Origin of the sequence: Streptomyces sp. NPDC048584, from assembly GCF_043199595.1 — a bacterium.
Classification (GTDB): Bacteria; Actinomycetota; Actinomycetes; order Streptomycetales; family Streptomycetaceae; genus Streptomyces; species Streptomyces edwardsiae.
In genome coordinates this window covers 230,731-244,798 of sequence record NZ_JBICWF010000013.1, presented here as the reverse complement: position 1 = coordinate 244,798, position 14,068 = coordinate 230,731, and the positions used below count along the sequence as shown (strand labels likewise).

Sequence of the window (14,068 nt, the reverse complement as noted above, 5' to 3'; positions counted from 1 at the left end):
TACCCCGGACCAGGGCCTCCACCTCGGCTTCTGTCACAGCGGTACGCGGCTCGATACAGCCGCCTGCCGAATCGGACATAGTCGGGATCCTCCTGAGATTCCACCATGTCGCCGGCCCGGAGCCACCTCGGCCCGGCCCGGCACCAACTCGTCCAGCCAAAACCCTCGCGTCGCCCGGCACAAGGGTGCCTGGAGGGGCGTTCCGGGTCGGTAATCCCTTCGTCCGGCCTGTTCCCGGGCGGTTTTCCCGCCCGTTTCCCGGGCCTCCCCGGAGGCGGAAACTCCGTTGCGCCGCGTCACCAGCATCGCTCAGGATGCGTGCATGAGCACCACGAGGGAGATCACGGGGCGCGTGCTCACGGCGGCTACGGGGGTGTCGCCGTGAGCGCGCGCCCGCGTGGTGTCGCCCGGGAGACCGAGCGGATCGTGGCGGCGGGCACCTACCGGGCACCCGGCGGTCACGAGGTGGTCCGTCGCGGCCCGGTCCGAGGCGGCTCGGGAGGGTACGCGCGTGCACGGGCGCGGCGGAGATGCCCCGCGCCCTGACCGTCCGCGCGGAGCGGGTCCTGGAGACCGCGGCCGCGCACGGCTACCGGCGACTGGTGCCGGGAGCCCGGGGCTGCGGGGATCAGGTCCAGCCGTACCGCTCCCGCAGCCGCTGACGCACGGAGTTGAACCGCATCCGGTCCAGCGCGCACGCCTCCCGGCGCATGCCCTCCTCGTGCAGTCGCAGCACCCGGTCCACGCCGACCCACGAGTCGCGGCCCGACCGGTCCCACGGCCCGCTGCCGATCGGCACCCACTCCCGGTCCCCGTTGTGCGCCTTGCTGGACAGCATGACGGCGAGAACCGTGCCGCCCGCCTCCCGTGCGACCACGAGCACGGGACGGTCCTTGCCCCGGCCGTCGTTCTCCTCATAGGGGACCCAGGTCCAGACGATCTCTCCCGGATCGGGGTCGCCGTCGTGCGCGGGCGCGTACTCGGTGTGCACCCGGCCCACCTCGCGGGGCGCGGCCTCGACGGTGGCGGAAGGACCGTACCGGCCCGGGGCGTTGTCAGTGTCGAAAGCGGTCACCCGCGTACCGTACGGCACGCGGGCGACCACATGTTCGAGCCCCTCCCGGCCCCGGTCCGGCCGGCGGATTGCCCTCGTCGGCGCCGCACGGGCCCGACACGGGGTCGGGCAGCTTGCCCTGGTCGACGAGCGAGGCGAGGACCGTGCCGGGCACGGTGGCGGGCAGCCAGCCACTGGTGTCCACGGACGTTCTCGGCAGGCCCGGACCGTCGTCCCCGGCCCAGTCGTCCATCGTCAGCCGCCGGCCGGACTCCAGCGGTACCGTGCCGTCCTCGGCCTGCCTCAGCTTGGGCGCGTCGCCGTGACGGGTGCCCCAGTCCGTCCACCCGGTGGCCGAGGGGCGGTGGCCCCTGGCGGTGCCGTACACCTCGAAACCGTTGACGTCGAGGGGCAGCGGGCCGGAGCGGCGGCGGGACGTCATCCGCACCCAGCGGGCCGCCACCTTGCGGGGAAGCTGGATGTTCACCACGCCACCGGTTCCGGCGGCGGTGCGGTAGATGTCCGTCCACCGGGTGTGGTCCGTGCTGGTCTCGACGACGAACTCGAGCGAGTAGCTCGACTGGATCTCCTTGCCCGTCGTACCGCTGTGCGGGTTGCCGGAGGTGGGCGGGGTGAACACCGGGTCGCCCGCGTCGGCCTCGAAGGTCAGCCGGATCCAGTCGACCTCGCAGACGGCCTGCAGGTCCACCGTGATCCACTGCGGATCGCCGGACCCCGCCCGCCAGCCGCTGCCCCCGACGCCGGGCGAGGCCGGCCGGTCGACCGGGAACGAGGCCGGGGTGGGCGCGTAGTCCGTGGAGGACCCGGTGACCGGCCGGTACAGGGCGAGCTCACCGGGGGCGGACGGCTCGGCCGGGGTCTCGGCGACGGCGGCCCGGGCGCTGGACACCGGGAGCAGCGAGCCGAGACCGAAACCGGCCGGCAGCGTGGACCCCGAGGTGACGACAGACCGCCGCGACAGAAGACGCGACGGGTCCGACTTTTCTTCCATGAGCGTGAAGTCCCATCAGAAAGCAGCGGAACGAGCCCGTGACGGCCTCGCCCACCCCTGGTGCCGAACGGAATGACAACGTTGCCAAAGGCTGTGACGCGGGATGCCTTCTGTCAAGAGCTGTGGCGTTGGTGGCCGGGCGGCCGCGGAGGACGGGCGATGTCATGGGCGTACACGCGAGCAAACATGTCTGATTCGCCTTTGCGGGTGGAACCCGTCGGACATGGGCAGGACCGCGCTGATCGTCATCGACATGATCAACACCTACGACCATGCGGACGCCGGCCGTCTCATCCCGTCCGCCGAGACGGTCGTCCCCGTCGTCTCCGCCCTGCTGAAGCGGGCACGGCGGCAGGGCGTCCCGGTGATCTACGTCAACGACAACTTCGGCGAGTGGCGCTCCCACCACGGCGAACTGCTCGACAAGGCGCTGTCGGGGCCGTACGCGCACCTGGTGGAGCCGCTGCTGCCGGACGACTCCTCGCTCTTCGTCGTCAAGGCCCGGCACTCCGTCTTCTTCGAGACCCCGCTCGGCTATCTGCTCAACCAGCAGGGCATCGACCGGCTCGTGCTGTGCGGGCAGGTCACGGAGCAGTGCGTCCTCTACTCATCGCTCGACGCGCACATCCGCCACCTCGACGTGGTCGTCCCGCGAGACGCCGTGGCCCACATCCACGCCGATCTGGCGGACGCGGCCCTGCGGATGATGGAACGCAACATGGGTGCGCATGTGTGCGACAGCGACGAGTTGTGGAGCTGAGCCGCGGTGCCCCGTCCGCGGCGGGCGACACTGGTGCCATGAGCCGCGCTCCCGGTCTGCCCCGTGAGGTCCGCGCCTATGCGGAGGAGCTGGTGCGGCGGACGCGCGCTGTCTGCGGGCCGCGGCTTGTGAGCGTGTTCGCCGTCGGATCCCTCGCCCTCGGCGACTACCGGCACGGGCGCAGCGACATCGACGTCACCGTGGTGGTGGACCGGTCGCTTCCCGGGCGGGCGCTGTCCGAACTGGCCGGGGTGCTGGCCCATCCCGGGCTCGCCTGTCCCGCGGCCGGGCTGGAACTGGTCGTGTATCCCGCCGATGCCGTCGGGCGTCCTTCGGGGCGGGCGGGGTACCTCCTGGATCTCAACACCGGGCCTTCGCTGCCCGAGCGGGTGAGTCACGACGCCGAGGAGGCGTCCGCGTTCTGGTACGTCCTCGACCGGTCGGTCGCCTGGCAGGCCGGCCTTCCGCTGTTCGGTGCGCCGGTGCGGGACGTCGTCGCGGCGCCGGGGCGGGGCGACGTGCTTGCCGCGCTCCGGGCCTCGGTGCGGGAGCATGCCGAGGGGGACGGGCACGTGGGGGACAACCGGGTGCTCAACGGGTGCCGGTCCGTGGTGTGGTGCCGTACCGGGCGGTGGGTCGCCAAGCGTCGGGCGGGTGAGGTCGTCGCTGCTTCGGAGGCTCGGTTCCGGCCGTTGGTCCTCAGTGCGCTGCGCAGCTTCGAGCTGCCCCGTGAGCGCGCGCTCACCCTGCCGGCGGGGGACGTGCGGGAGTTCCTGGCGTGGGTCGACGGGAGGGTCGATGAGGCCGCCGGGCCTTGTCAGGGGGCGTAGGGGACGGGCTAGGCTCTGCTGCGCGGCATCGCGTGTCGGTCACCGGCTGGGTGAGGCATGGAGGCGCCGCGAATGCCCGTGGAGGCATTGCACCGTGTCAGTCGAGTTCAACCACACCATCGTTCTTTCCCGTGACCGGGAGAAGTCCGCCCGTTTCTTCGCCGAGATCCTGGACCTGGAGCTCGGGGAGCCGGCCGGGATGTTCCTGCCGGTGACGACCGCCAACGGCGTCACCCTGGACTTCGCGACCGTCGACATCGACATCCTGATGCAGCACTACGCGTTCCTCGTCTCCGAGGACGAGTTCGACGCGATTCTCGGCCGGCTCGTGGCCGCCGGGGTTCCCATCCAGGCCGATCCGCATGGCAAGCACCCCCGCCGTATCAACCGCAACGACGGTGGACGCGGTGTGTACTTCATCGATCCGGCCGGTCATGGTCTCGAGGTGATCACCGTCGCGTACGGGGCGGATCCCGCGTCGCCGTTGAACGGGGTGATCGAGGAGGTTCCCGGGGCCGTGTAGCGGGGAGTGGGGGGTGGGCCCCATGGGTCCGCCCCCGCCGCCCCTTCCCGTTCCCGGCCCCGGGGATTCCGCCCCCGGGGACCCGCTCCTGAAGCGCCGGAGGGGCTGTGTGGTGCGGACGGTGCGTCCGGTTCAGCTGTCGACCGTGATCGCGCACGACCAGCCGTACGGCCCCGGGCGTATGCGCAGGTCCTCCCACGCCACGTCCGTCGGAGGGCTTGCGGTGAGGCGTACGTCCGTGACGGTGGCCAGCGCCAGGCGGATGTCCAGACCGTCCTCCGTCTCGTTCGCCTCCATGTCGACCGGGATCTGGCCGTCCTCCTCCAGCCGGCAGAGGATCTCGTCCAGGAGCGCGGCCAACAGGTCCTCGTCACTCGGCTCGGCCAGCCGGACGCGGCCCACGCAGGTCGGCCGTACCCCGGATACGTCGGCGAAGCACTCCACCATCGCCGCCACCGCCTCCGCCAGACAGTTCTCCCGGCTCGTGGCCCACGCCTCGATCCGGAACTCGTCCTCCTGCGCGACCGCCCGGTGCCCGCTCTCGTAGTAGCTCGTGTCACCGACCATGGAAGTCGCCTGCCCGACCCTCGTGAACCCATGCTTCGGGGAGCGGACAGCCGGGTACACGGGTGCCATGCGGTTCCGTGACCGCCGGCAGGCCGGCCGTGAACTCGCCGCACGGCTGCGGGAGCGGCAGGACGAGGGCGCCCTGCCCGACCCCGTCGTGCTGGCCCTGCCCCGCGGCGGTGCCGCCGTGGCCTTCGAGGTCGCCCGCGCGCTGGACGCCCCGCTCGACGTACTCGTCGTACGGAAGATCGGCGCCCCGTTCCACGAGGAGTTCGGCGTCGGCGCGATGGCCGGCGACGGTATTCCGCTGTACGACGAGGACGCCCTGCTGCGGCTGGGGCTGAGCGAGGCCGACCTCGCGCCCGTCGTCGCCCGCGAGCGTGCCGAGCTGCGCCGCCGCGAGGAGCGCTACCGCCGGGGCCGGCCCGCGCCCGAACTGGCCGGACGGACCGTGGTCGTCGTCGACGACGGACTGGCGACCGGCTCCACCGCCCGCGCCGCACTGCGCGCTCTGAGGGCCCGGGACCCCGGGCATCTCGTCCTGGCCGTGCCGGTCGGCTCGGCGGAGGGGGTCACGCTGATGCGGTCCGAGGCCGACGAGGTGCTGTGCCTGCACGAACCGGCCGCGTTCATGGCCGTCGGCCAGTGGTACGAGGAATTCGACCAGCTGACCGACGAGGACGTACTGGACGCGCTGCGGAAGGTCTAGTGCCCGACAGAGTGGCCGTACGGTCCGGTCACTGGCCGGCCGGGCTCCACGGTACGTCCGCGGGCCTGCTGCGGGAGACGATGCGGGCGCCGCCGTTGTCGACGGCACGGACCTGGAGGGAGCCGCAGCCGCAGCGGGTCCACACCGTGCTGCCGGTCGCGGTGCCGTGCCGGGAGACCATATGGAACGGCTCGGCGTCGTCCGGCCACCCGCAGTACGGGCAGACGGTGCCGGTCGTGCTGATCATGGTGACTCCTCGAGATCCTCGATCACATGGGTGCACTGACGATTGTCGCGACACGGAAAGGGTGCTCCGTCCCCTCCGTTCACGTCCAGGTTGACTTTGTGCACGTAACCGTTAAGCGTGGACTTCATGATTGATCTGCGCCGGCTGCATGTCCTCAGGGCGGTCGCCCACTACGGCACGGTCACCGCGGCCGCCCGCGCGCTGCACTTCACCCCGTCCGCCGCCTCCCAGCAGATCCGTCAGCTCGCCCGTGATCTGGACGTCGACCTGCTGGAACCGCAGGGGCGTGGCGTACGGCTCACCCCGGCCGCCGAGAGTCTGCTGGCACACGCCGACGCGATCCAGGCGCGCTGGGACCAGGCCGAGCGGGATCTGCGGGCCGACCACGGCGCGCCGGCCGGGGTGTTGCGAGTCACAGGGTTCCCGGTGGCCATCTCGGTGCTGCTGGCGCCCATGGCCGCCCGGCTGAAGAAGCGTCATCCGCGGCTGTCGGTGCGGATCGCCGAGGCGGAGGTGACGCGGAGCTTCGACCTGCTCTTCGAAGGGGCCGTCGATCTGGCCGTCGTGGAGTCCACCCCGGCCAACCCGCCGCTGAGCGACACCCGGTTCGATCAACAGCCTTTGCTGGAGGACCCGTTCGACCTGGTGGTCCCGGCGGGACATCCGCTGGCCGGGCTCGAGCGGATCGACCTCGCCGAGGCGGCGCGCGAGCCGTGGATCGTGCCGGTGCCGGACAGTCCCTGCCGGCCGCATGTGCTGGCCGCGTGCGGCGCGGCCGGCTTCTCCCCGGACGTCGTCCACCACGCCTGCGACTGGAACGTCACCGCCCAGCTCGTCGCCCACGGCCTCGGCGTCGCCCTGATCCCGCGTCTCGCCCGCCTCGTCGCGGACCTGCCGATCACCCGCGTGCGCTGCGCCGGCAACCCGCGCCGCGCCCTGCTGACCTGCACCCGCGGCGTCGGCCGCACCCGCCCGGCGGTGACGGCGGCCCTGCGCGAACTGCGCGAACTGGCCGCGACGGCGGTCGCCTGAGCACACAAGAACGCCAGCCGGCCGCGCGGCCAGGACGGGGCGTCGTCCGGATCAGGCCGGTTCCGGGCAGCGGCGCCCCGTCGCCGCCCCGCGTCTCCGCATGATCCGCCGGACAGCCCCTAGCGCCCCGGTGCCCCCGTGCGCAGGCCGTCCATGATCAGGTCCAGGAGCCGGGTGGCGCGGGGCTGCCAGTCGTCGGCCGGGTCGAGCTGCCAGAGGCCGCCGATCGCGAGGACGAGGTCGTCCGCCGTCACGCCGGGGCGGATGGATCCGGCCTTCTCGCAACTGCGCAGCAGCAGTTCCGCCGCCTCGGTCACCGGACTGTGTCCCGGCTTCGCCGGGCTCCCCGGTGCGCTGGTGGCCTGCCGGATGGCGTCCGCCAGGCCGGCCTTGGTCATGGCGAACCGGGCCAGCCCGTCCATCCACTCGCGCAGCGCGCATGCGGGCTCCCGCCCGCTCAGCAACTGCGCCGCGCTGTCCGCCACCTGCTGCATCTCGTGCCGGTAGATCTCCAGGACGAGGGCCTCACGGCTGGGGAAGTTCCGGTAGAAGGTGCCCTGTCCGACGCCCGCCTTCTTGGCGATCACGCTCAGTGGGGTGTCCGCCGAGCGCGTGAGTTCGACGAGGGCCACCTCCAGGATGCGCTCGCGGTTGCGCTGTGCGTCCGAGCGCAGGGGCGGCGCCGTGCCCAGGGGTGTTCGCCCTGTCCGCGGGCAGGGCGGTACGTCCTTCTCGTGCCCCACTCGTCCTCCTCCCGGATCATGACCGAAACCCGTCCTTGCTAACCGGACAGCTGTCCACTACGTTTTCGAGGGAACGGACAGCTGTCCGCTTCGGGTCCATCGTATCGGCGGACACGGACGCGCGGGACGGCCGGTGGCGCATGCCCGTCATGACCGGCGTTTCCCGGCCCGTCCCCCTCCGCCACATGGTCCCGAACACCCCCCGATCCGTACAGCCCACCGCCCGCGTCATCGACTCGTCCGCCTTCCAGATCCGTGAAAGAAGGCTGCTCATGGCCCTCTCGACGTCCAGCAGCGTCACCCTGAACATCAACGGCGAGAAGCACACGCTGTCCGTCGACCACCGCACCACCCTGCTCGACGCCCTGCGCGAGCGCCTCGATCTGACCGGCACCAAGAAGGGCTGCGACCACGGACAGTGCGGCGCCTGCACGGTCCTGGTCGACGGCCGCCGCACCGTGTCCTGTCTGCAACTCGCCGTCGCGTCCGACGAACGCGAGATCACCACCGTGGAGGGCCTGGCCGACGGGGACCGGCTGCACCCGGTGCAGCAGGCCTTCCTCGACCTCGACGGCTTCCAGTGCGGCTACTGCACCCCCGGCCAGATCTGCTCCGCCATCGCCGTCATTGAGGAGCACGCCGCGGGCTGGCCCAGCGCCGTCACCGAGGACGTGCGCCCAGAGGCGGGACCGCCTCCCCTGACCCCCGAGGAGATCAGGGAACGCATGAGCGGCAACCTGTGCCGCTGCAGCGCGTACGTACAGATCGTCCAGGCCGTCGCCCGCGCGGCCGAGGAGAACCGCACCGAGACCGAGGAGACCGCGGCATGAGGGAGTTCGACTACCGGCGCGCGGACGACGTCCTGGGCGCGGTGGCGCTGCTCGACGCCGACCCCGACGCCCGCTACCTCGGCGGCGGCACCAACCTCGTCGACCTGATGAAGAACGGCGTCGAACGCCCCGCCCGCCTCATCGACGTCCGCACCCTCCCGCTGGACCGGATCGAACCGGCCGACGACGGCGGACTGCGCATCGGCGCCACCGTCACCAACAGCGACCTCGCCGCGCACCCCGGGATCCGCAGCGACTACCCCGCCCTCGCCCAGGCCGTGCTCGCCGGCGCCTCCGGGCAGCTGCGCAACATGGCCACCGTCGGCGGCAATCTGCTCCAGCGCACCCGCTGCGGCTACTTCACCGATGTGACCAAGCCCTGCAACAAGCGCGCCCCCGGCAGCGGTTGCCCCGCCCTCGAGGGCGAACACCACAATCACGCCATCCTGGGTGCCTCCGACCACTGCGTCGCCGTCCACCCCTCCGACATGGGCGTGGCACTGACCGCCTTCGACGCCGTCGTCGCGTACCAGACCGCCGACGGACCGGGCCAGTTGCCGCTGGCCGACTTCTACCTGCCGGTGGGCGAGACCCCGCACCGGGAGACCGCCCTGCCGCCCGGCGCCCTCATCACGCACATCACCCTGCCGCCCGCGCCGGTCGCCGCCCGCTCCCGCTACCGCAAGGTCCGCGAACGCGCCTCGTACGCCTTCGCGATCGGCTCCGTCGCCGCCGCCCTCGACATCGACGGCGGAGTGGTCCGCCAGTCCCGGCTCGCCTTCGGCGCGGTCGCGTCCCGGCCCTGGCGGGCCCACGCCGCCGAACGCGTCCTGAACGGCGCCCCGGCCACCGCCGAGTACTTCGCCGCGGCGGCGGACGCCGAACTCGCGGCCGCCAGGCCGCTGCCCGACAACGGATACAAGGTCACCCTGATGCGCAACCTCGTGGTGGCCGTGCTGTCCGAACTCGCCGAGGAGACCGCCCGATGACCACCGCCACGACCGGCGTCACCCCGATCACGGGAGCCGTCGGCACCGCCCACACCCGCGTCGAGGGCCGCGCCAAGGTGACCGGCGCCGCGCGCTACGCCGGCGAGATCCCCTTCGCCGAACTCGCCCATGGCTGGCTGGCGTTGTCCACCGTGGCCCGCGGCCGGATCGTGTCCGTCGAGACCGGCCCCGTGCTCGCCATGCCGGGCGTCGTCACCGTGCTGCACCACGGGAACGCCCCCCGCCTCGACACCGACTACATCGGCATGCTGGGCGTCCCGCCCGACCCTACGGCCGCCGTCTTCCAGAACGACCGTGTCCCGCACGCCGGCTGGCCCGTCGCGCTCGTCGTCGCCGAGACGCCCGAGCAGGCACGGGAGGCCGCCGAGGCGCTCGTCGTGACCTACGAGCGGGAGCCGCACGACATCGAGCTCACCGCCGGCCGACCGGACGCCCACCCGGTGAACGGACATATGCCCGGCGTGACGGAGAAGGGCGACATCGAGGCCGAACTCGCCGCCTCCGCCCATGTGGTGGACGAGGAGTACACCACCCCCGAAGAGCACCACGCCATGATGGAGCCGCACGCGGCGACCGCCCTGTGGGACGGCGGCCGGCTCGAGGTCGTCGACTCCAACCAGGGCACCACCTGGGTCGCCGACGAACTCACCCGGATGTTCTCCCTGGACCCGGCCGCGGTGCGGGTCCGCTCCGAGCACATCGGCGGCGGCTTCGGCAGCAAGGGCGTACGTGCCCACCAGGTGTCCGCCGTGATGGCCGCGACCATCCTGCAGCGCCCGGTCCGCGTGGTGCTGACGCGCCGCCAGATGTTCTCCCTCACCGGCTACCGCAGCCCCACCGCCCAGCGGGTACGGCTCGGCGCCGGCGCCGACGGCAGGCTGCGCGCCCTGGACCACCGCTCGGTCAACCAGACGTCCACGGTGTGGGAGTTCGTCGAGCCGAGCGCCGGTGTGGCACGGGTGATGTACGACGCCGACGCGCACCGCACCTCGAACGAGGTCGTGCGCCTCGACGTGCCCTCGCCGACGTGGATGCGCGGTCCCGGTGAGGCGCCCGGGTCGTTCGCGCTCGAGGCGGCGCTCGACGAACTGGCCGAGCGGTGCGGCATCGATCCGATCGAACTGCGGCTGCGCAACGATCCCGAGCGCGGCCCCGTCTCCGGGCTGCCCTTCGCCGGCCGCAACCTCGCCGCCTGCTTCCGCGAGGGAGCCCGGCGCTTCGGCTGGGCCGGCCGCGATCCGCGTCCCGGCACACGTCGCGAAGGCCGCTGGCTGCTCGGCACCGGCACGGCCGCGGCCTCCTTCCCCGCCGGCGCCCTCCCGTCGACGGCCTCGGTCACCGCGGAGGCGGACGGCACCCACACCGTGCGGATCGCCGCCGCCGACATCGGCACCGGGGCCCGTACGGCACTCACCCTGGTCGCCGCCGACGCCCTCGGGGTGGCCACCGACCGGGTCCGGGTGCGGATCGGCGACAGCGACTTCGGCCCGGCGGGGATAGCCGGCGGCTCCATGGGCACACGCTCCTGGGCCTGGGCGATCACGGCCGCCGCACGGGAACTGCGCGACCGGCTCGTCCCGGGAGGCACCATTCCGCCGGAGGGCATCACCGTGCGCTCCGACACCACCGCCGCCCTCGGCGCCCTCGCACAGAAGGAACGGCACTCCTTCGGTGCGCAGTTCGCCGAGGTCGCCGTGGACGTCACCACCGGCGAGGTGCGGGTGCGCCGCATGCTCGGCATCTTCGCGGCGGGCCGGATCGTCAACCCGCTCACCGCGCGAGGCCAGCTGGTGGGCGGCATGACCTGGGGCATCTCGATGGCCCTGCACGAGGAGGCGGTCCGCGACCGCGCCTCCGGCAGCCTCTACGGCCCCGACCTCGCGGGCTACCACGTCGCCGGCCACGCCGACGTACCCGCGGTCGAGGCCGACTGGGTCGACGACCCCGATCCCGAGGACCCGGTCGGCATCAAGGGCATCGGCGAGGTCGGCATCGTGGGCGCCGCCGCGGCCGTCGCCAACGCGGTCTGGCACGCGACCGGGGTACGCCACCGGAACCTGCCCATCCGGCCCGACCGGGTGCTGCGGGCGGCAGGAGGTGTACGTGTTTGACATCGCCGGCGAACTGCACCGCTGGCTGACCGAGGGCCGGGAGTTTGCCGTCGCCACGGTGGTGTCCGTGGGCGGCAGCGCCCCGCGCGACCCCGGCGCCGCCCTGGCCGTCGACCGCGACGGCACGGCGATCGGCTCGGTCTCCGGCGGCTGCGTGGAGGGCGCGGTGTACGAACTGTGCGCCCAGGCCCTCGAGGACGGCGAGACCCGTGTCGAGCGGTTCGGCTACAGCGACGAGGACGCCTTCGCCGTAGGCCTGACCTGCGGAGGGATCATCGACATCATGGTGACGCCGGTCGGCGGGCGGGCGCCCGTGCGGCAGGTGCTGTCGTCCGCGCTGTCGGCGGTCCTGCGGGGCGCGCCGGGCGCGCTGGCCCGGGTCGTCGAAGGCCCGCCGGAACTCCTCGGCGGCGTGCTCCTCGTCCACCCGGACGGCTCGTACGAGGGTGGCCTCGGCGGCGCCGTCGAGCTGGACCGGACGGCGGCGGCGGAGGCCGGGGCACTGCTGGACGCGGGCCGCACGGGTTCCGTCGCCGTCGCGGAGGACGGCTCGTACTGCCCCGGCGGGCTGACCCTGTTCGTACAGACCTCGGTGCCGCCGCCGCGGATGATCGTCTTCGGTGCGATCGACTTCGCCGCGGCGCTGGTGCGGGTGGGGAAGTTCCTCGGCTATCACGTCACCGTGTGCGACGCGCGGCCCGTGTTCGCGACCGCGGCGCGCTTCGCGGAGGCCGACGAGATCGTCGTCGACTGGCCGCACCGCTATCTGCGGAGCACGGAGACGGACACGCGGACCGTGCTGTGCGTTCTCACGCACGACGCGAAGTTCGATGTGCCGTTGCTGAAGGTGGCGCTGGGGCTGCCGGTGGCGTTCGTCGGGGCGATGGGGTCTCGGCGGACCCATGCGGATCGGGAGCGGCGGTTGCGGGAGGCGGGGGTGGGGGAGCGGGCGCTGGCCCGTCTCCGCTCCCCGATCGGCCTCGACCTCGGTGCCCGGACGCCGGAGGAGACGGCGATCTCGATCGCGGCGGAGATCGTCGCGGGGCGGCGGGGCGGTACGGGGGTGCCGCTGACAGGCGTCGGGACGCCGATCCACCGGGAGGGGCAGGCCGCCTCCGCGGCTGCGTGAGCCGGTTCTCGCCCCCGCCGCCCTTTCCCTTCCCGACCTGGGGCTGCGCCCCGGACCCCCGTCGGCCCTGCGGGCCTCCTCCTCGAACGCCGGAGGGGCTGAATGCAGCCCCTCCGGCGTTCGAGGAGCGGGGGTCCGGGGGCGGCGCTCCCGGGGGCAAGAGGAATCAGGCCGCGGCCGGCTCGCCGGCGAGGCGGGTGATGACCTCGGTCAGCTGGGCGGCGACCTCGTCGTCGTCCGCCGGGTGCGTCTCCGCGAACCGCGTCACCGACCCCGGAATCGACAGCTTGATGTCCTCGATCACCCTGCCACCCGCGATCCCCACGGACTTGCGCGCGTCGTCGTGCGCCCAGACACCGCCGTACTGGCCGAACGCGGTACCGATCACGACGACCGGCTTGCCGCTGATCGCGCCGGCGCCGAAGGGACGGGACAGCCAGTCGATGGCGTTCTTCAGCACCGCCGGCATCGTGCCGTTGTACTCCGGCGTGAACAGCAGCAGCGCGTCCGCGCCCGCGGCCGCTTCGCGCAGCTTGGCCGCGGCGGCCGGGACGCCGCCCTCGACGTCGATGTCCTCGTTGTAGAAGGGGATCTCCGAGAGCCCCTCGTAGAGCGCGACATCGGCGCCCTCGGGAGCGAGCTTCACCGCGGCCTCGGCGAGCTGACGGTTGTGCGAGCCGGCGCGAAGGCTGCCGACGAGGGCGAGGATGCGAACAGACATGACGAATCTCCAGGGGGGCTGAAATACTGCCGAAACAATCCGGACCGGGGTCCGCTTCTCGGTTGTAGCACTTCAACCGGACCGCGGTCCAGTTTCTTCCCGATGCTTTACGCTGGGTTCATGTCCGCCGCGCCGCCGCCCGCACCGGCACCCCAGGACCCCGTACAGCCGCTGGAGTTGCCGCAGCTCGGTACGGACCCCGACGAGCCCTGTCTGCGCGCCGACGCAGCACGCAACCGGGCCAGGCTGCTGGAGGCCGCCGCACTGCTCGTGGCAGAGCGCGGGCCGGACGGCGTCACCATGGAGGAGGTCGCGGCGGCCGCCCGCGTCGGCAAGGGGACGGTGTTCCGCCGCTTCGGCGACCGCACCGGCCTGCTGACGGCCCTGCTCGACCACTCCGAGAAGAAGTTCCAGGCCGCCTTCCTCTCCGGCCCCCCGCCGCTCGGCCCGGGAGCGCCTCCGGCCGAGCGGCTGCGCGCCTTCGGCCTCGCGATGCTCCGCCGTACCGCCGACGAGCTGGAACTGCAGCTGGCGGCCGAACCGGAGGCAGGCCGCCGCTTCACCAGCCCGCCCCGCCGCGTCCTGCGCCACCACGTGACCCTGCTGCTGCGCGAGGCGGTCCCGGACGCGGACTGCGATGTCCTCGCCCACCCGCTGATGGCCCAGCTCGACCCCGCCCTGATCCACCACTTGATACGTCAGTGCGGTATGCCACTGGAGCGGCTGGAGGCCGCCTGGCTGGATCTGGTGGACCGGGTGACGGGCCCGGCGCCCGTCCGCTGACGGGGTA

15 protein-coding genes and 2 pseudogenes are annotated in these 14,068 nt (G+C 72.9%); 11 read left to right on the top strand and 6 right to left on the bottom strand.

All coding sequences use genetic code 11. The features are described from left to right. Positions 1-521: 521 nt before the first annotated feature. Positions 522-626, top strand: a pseudogene (locus ACGFR9_RS27245) (TIGR02452 family protein); the annotation flags it as partial. 2 nt (positions 627-628) lie between these two features. Here ACGFR9_RS27245 and ACGFR9_RS27240 read toward each other — a convergent pair. After that, a complete protein-coding gene (locus ACGFR9_RS27240) occupies positions 629-1,075 on the bottom strand; it encodes a type II toxin-antitoxin system PemK/MazF family toxin (RefSeq protein ID WP_393213125.1) in 447 nt (148 codons plus the stop codon). A gap of 91 nt (positions 1,076-1,166) precedes the next feature. After that, positions 1,167-2,066 (bottom strand): annotated as a pseudogene (locus ACGFR9_RS27235) (discoidin domain-containing protein); the annotation flags it as partial. A 223-nt stretch (positions 2,067-2,289) separates the two neighbouring features. Here ACGFR9_RS27235 and ACGFR9_RS27230 point away from each other — a divergent pair. The 3 genes from ACGFR9_RS27230 to ACGFR9_RS27220 all read left to right on the top strand — a co-directional run bounded on the left by ACGFR9_RS27230 (position 2,290) and on the right by ACGFR9_RS27220 (position 4,179). Beyond that, positions 2,290-2,826 carry a cysteine hydrolase family protein gene (locus ACGFR9_RS27230; protein WP_393213122.1) on the top strand — a complete coding sequence of 179 codons (537 nt, stop codon included), beginning with the start codon at positions 2,290-2,292 and terminating at the stop codon, positions 2,824-2,826. A 38-nt stretch (positions 2,827-2,864) separates the two neighbouring features. Then, entirely contained in the window at positions 2,865-3,656 is a 792-nt protein-coding gene (locus ACGFR9_RS27225; RefSeq protein ID WP_393213120.1) for a nucleotidyltransferase domain-containing protein, read from the top strand. A 94-nt stretch (positions 3,657-3,750) separates the two neighbouring features. Next, entirely contained in the window at positions 3,751-4,179 is a 429-nt protein-coding gene (locus ACGFR9_RS27220) for a VOC family protein (RefSeq protein ID WP_393213117.1), read from the top strand. Positions 4,180-4,311: 132 nt separating this feature from the next. On the opposite strand, the gene ACGFR9_RS27215 is transcribed toward ACGFR9_RS27220, so the two are convergent. Beyond that, the gene (locus ACGFR9_RS27215) at positions 4,312-4,746 is read right to left on the bottom strand and encodes an archease (RefSeq protein WP_393213114.1); all 435 of its coding nucleotides are present in this window, start codon (positions 4,744-4,746) and stop codon (positions 4,312-4,314) included. Between the two features lie 67 nt (positions 4,747-4,813). Here ACGFR9_RS27215 and ACGFR9_RS27210 point away from each other — a divergent pair, with 67 nt between their 5' ends. After that, on the top strand, positions 4,814-5,455 hold the full coding sequence (locus tag ACGFR9_RS27210; protein ID WP_393213111.1) for a phosphoribosyltransferase: 642 nt from the start codon (positions 4,814-4,816) through the stop codon (positions 5,453-5,455). Between the two features lie 28 nt (positions 5,456-5,483). Here the strand turns inward: ACGFR9_RS27210 and ACGFR9_RS27205 are convergent, their stop codons facing one another. Further along, a complete protein-coding gene (locus tag ACGFR9_RS27205; protein ID WP_393213108.1) occupies positions 5,484-5,702 on the bottom strand; it encodes a hypothetical protein in 219 nt (72 codons plus the stop codon). Between the two features lie 126 nt (positions 5,703-5,828). Between ACGFR9_RS27205 and ACGFR9_RS27200 the strand changes: the two genes are divergently transcribed. Then, positions 5,829-6,734, top strand: coding sequence for a LysR family transcriptional regulator (locus ACGFR9_RS27200; protein ID WP_393213105.1), 906 nt, complete (start codon positions 5,829-5,831; stop codon positions 6,732-6,734). Positions 6,735-6,853: 119 nt separating this feature from the next. On the opposite strand, the gene ACGFR9_RS27195 is transcribed toward ACGFR9_RS27200, so the two are convergent. After that, positions 6,854-7,426 carry a TetR/AcrR family transcriptional regulator gene (locus ACGFR9_RS27195; protein WP_393213145.1) on the bottom strand — a complete coding sequence of 191 codons (573 nt, stop codon included), beginning with the start codon at positions 7,424-7,426 and terminating at the stop codon, positions 6,854-6,856. Positions 7,427-7,749: 323 nt separating this feature from the next. Between ACGFR9_RS27195 and ACGFR9_RS27190 the strand changes: the two genes are divergently transcribed. Genes ACGFR9_RS27190 through ACGFR9_RS27175 form a run of 4 tightly spaced genes read left to right on the top strand, consistent with a single transcriptional unit; the run spans position 7,750 to position 12,557 of the window. After that, on the top strand, positions 7,750-8,307 hold the full coding sequence (locus ACGFR9_RS27190; protein WP_393213142.1) for a (2Fe-2S)-binding protein: 558 nt from the start codon (positions 7,750-7,752) through the stop codon (positions 8,305-8,307). Then, a complete protein-coding gene (locus tag ACGFR9_RS27185; protein ID WP_393213102.1) occupies positions 8,304-9,296 on the top strand; it encodes an FAD binding domain-containing protein in 993 nt (330 codons plus the stop codon). Before ACGFR9_RS27190 ends, ACGFR9_RS27185 begins: the two co-directional genes overlap by 4 nt. After that, positions 9,293-11,428, top strand: a complete 2,136-nt coding sequence (locus ACGFR9_RS27180) for a xanthine dehydrogenase family protein molybdopterin-binding subunit (RefSeq protein ID WP_393213100.1) — start codon at positions 9,293-9,295, stop codon at positions 11,426-11,428. Before ACGFR9_RS27185 ends, ACGFR9_RS27180 begins: the two co-directional genes overlap by 4 nt. Next, complete coding sequence (locus ACGFR9_RS27175; protein WP_393213097.1) at positions 11,421-12,557, top strand: XdhC family protein; 1,137 nt, start codon at positions 11,421-11,423, stop codon at positions 12,555-12,557. Before ACGFR9_RS27180 ends, ACGFR9_RS27175 begins: the two co-directional genes overlap by 8 nt. A gap of 166 nt (positions 12,558-12,723) precedes the next feature. On the opposite strand, the gene ACGFR9_RS27170 is transcribed toward ACGFR9_RS27175, so the two are convergent. Continuing rightward, entirely contained in the window at positions 12,724-13,278 is a 555-nt protein-coding gene (locus ACGFR9_RS27170; RefSeq protein WP_393213094.1) for an NADPH-dependent FMN reductase, read from the bottom strand. 120 nt (positions 13,279-13,398) lie between these two features. On the opposite strand from ACGFR9_RS27170, the gene ACGFR9_RS27165 reads away from it, so the two are divergent. After that, positions 13,399-14,061, top strand: a complete 663-nt coding sequence (locus tag ACGFR9_RS27165) for a TetR/AcrR family transcriptional regulator (protein ID WP_393213091.1) — start codon at positions 13,399-13,401, stop codon at positions 14,059-14,061. The last annotated feature ends 7 nt before the right edge of the window (positions 14,062-14,068 follow it).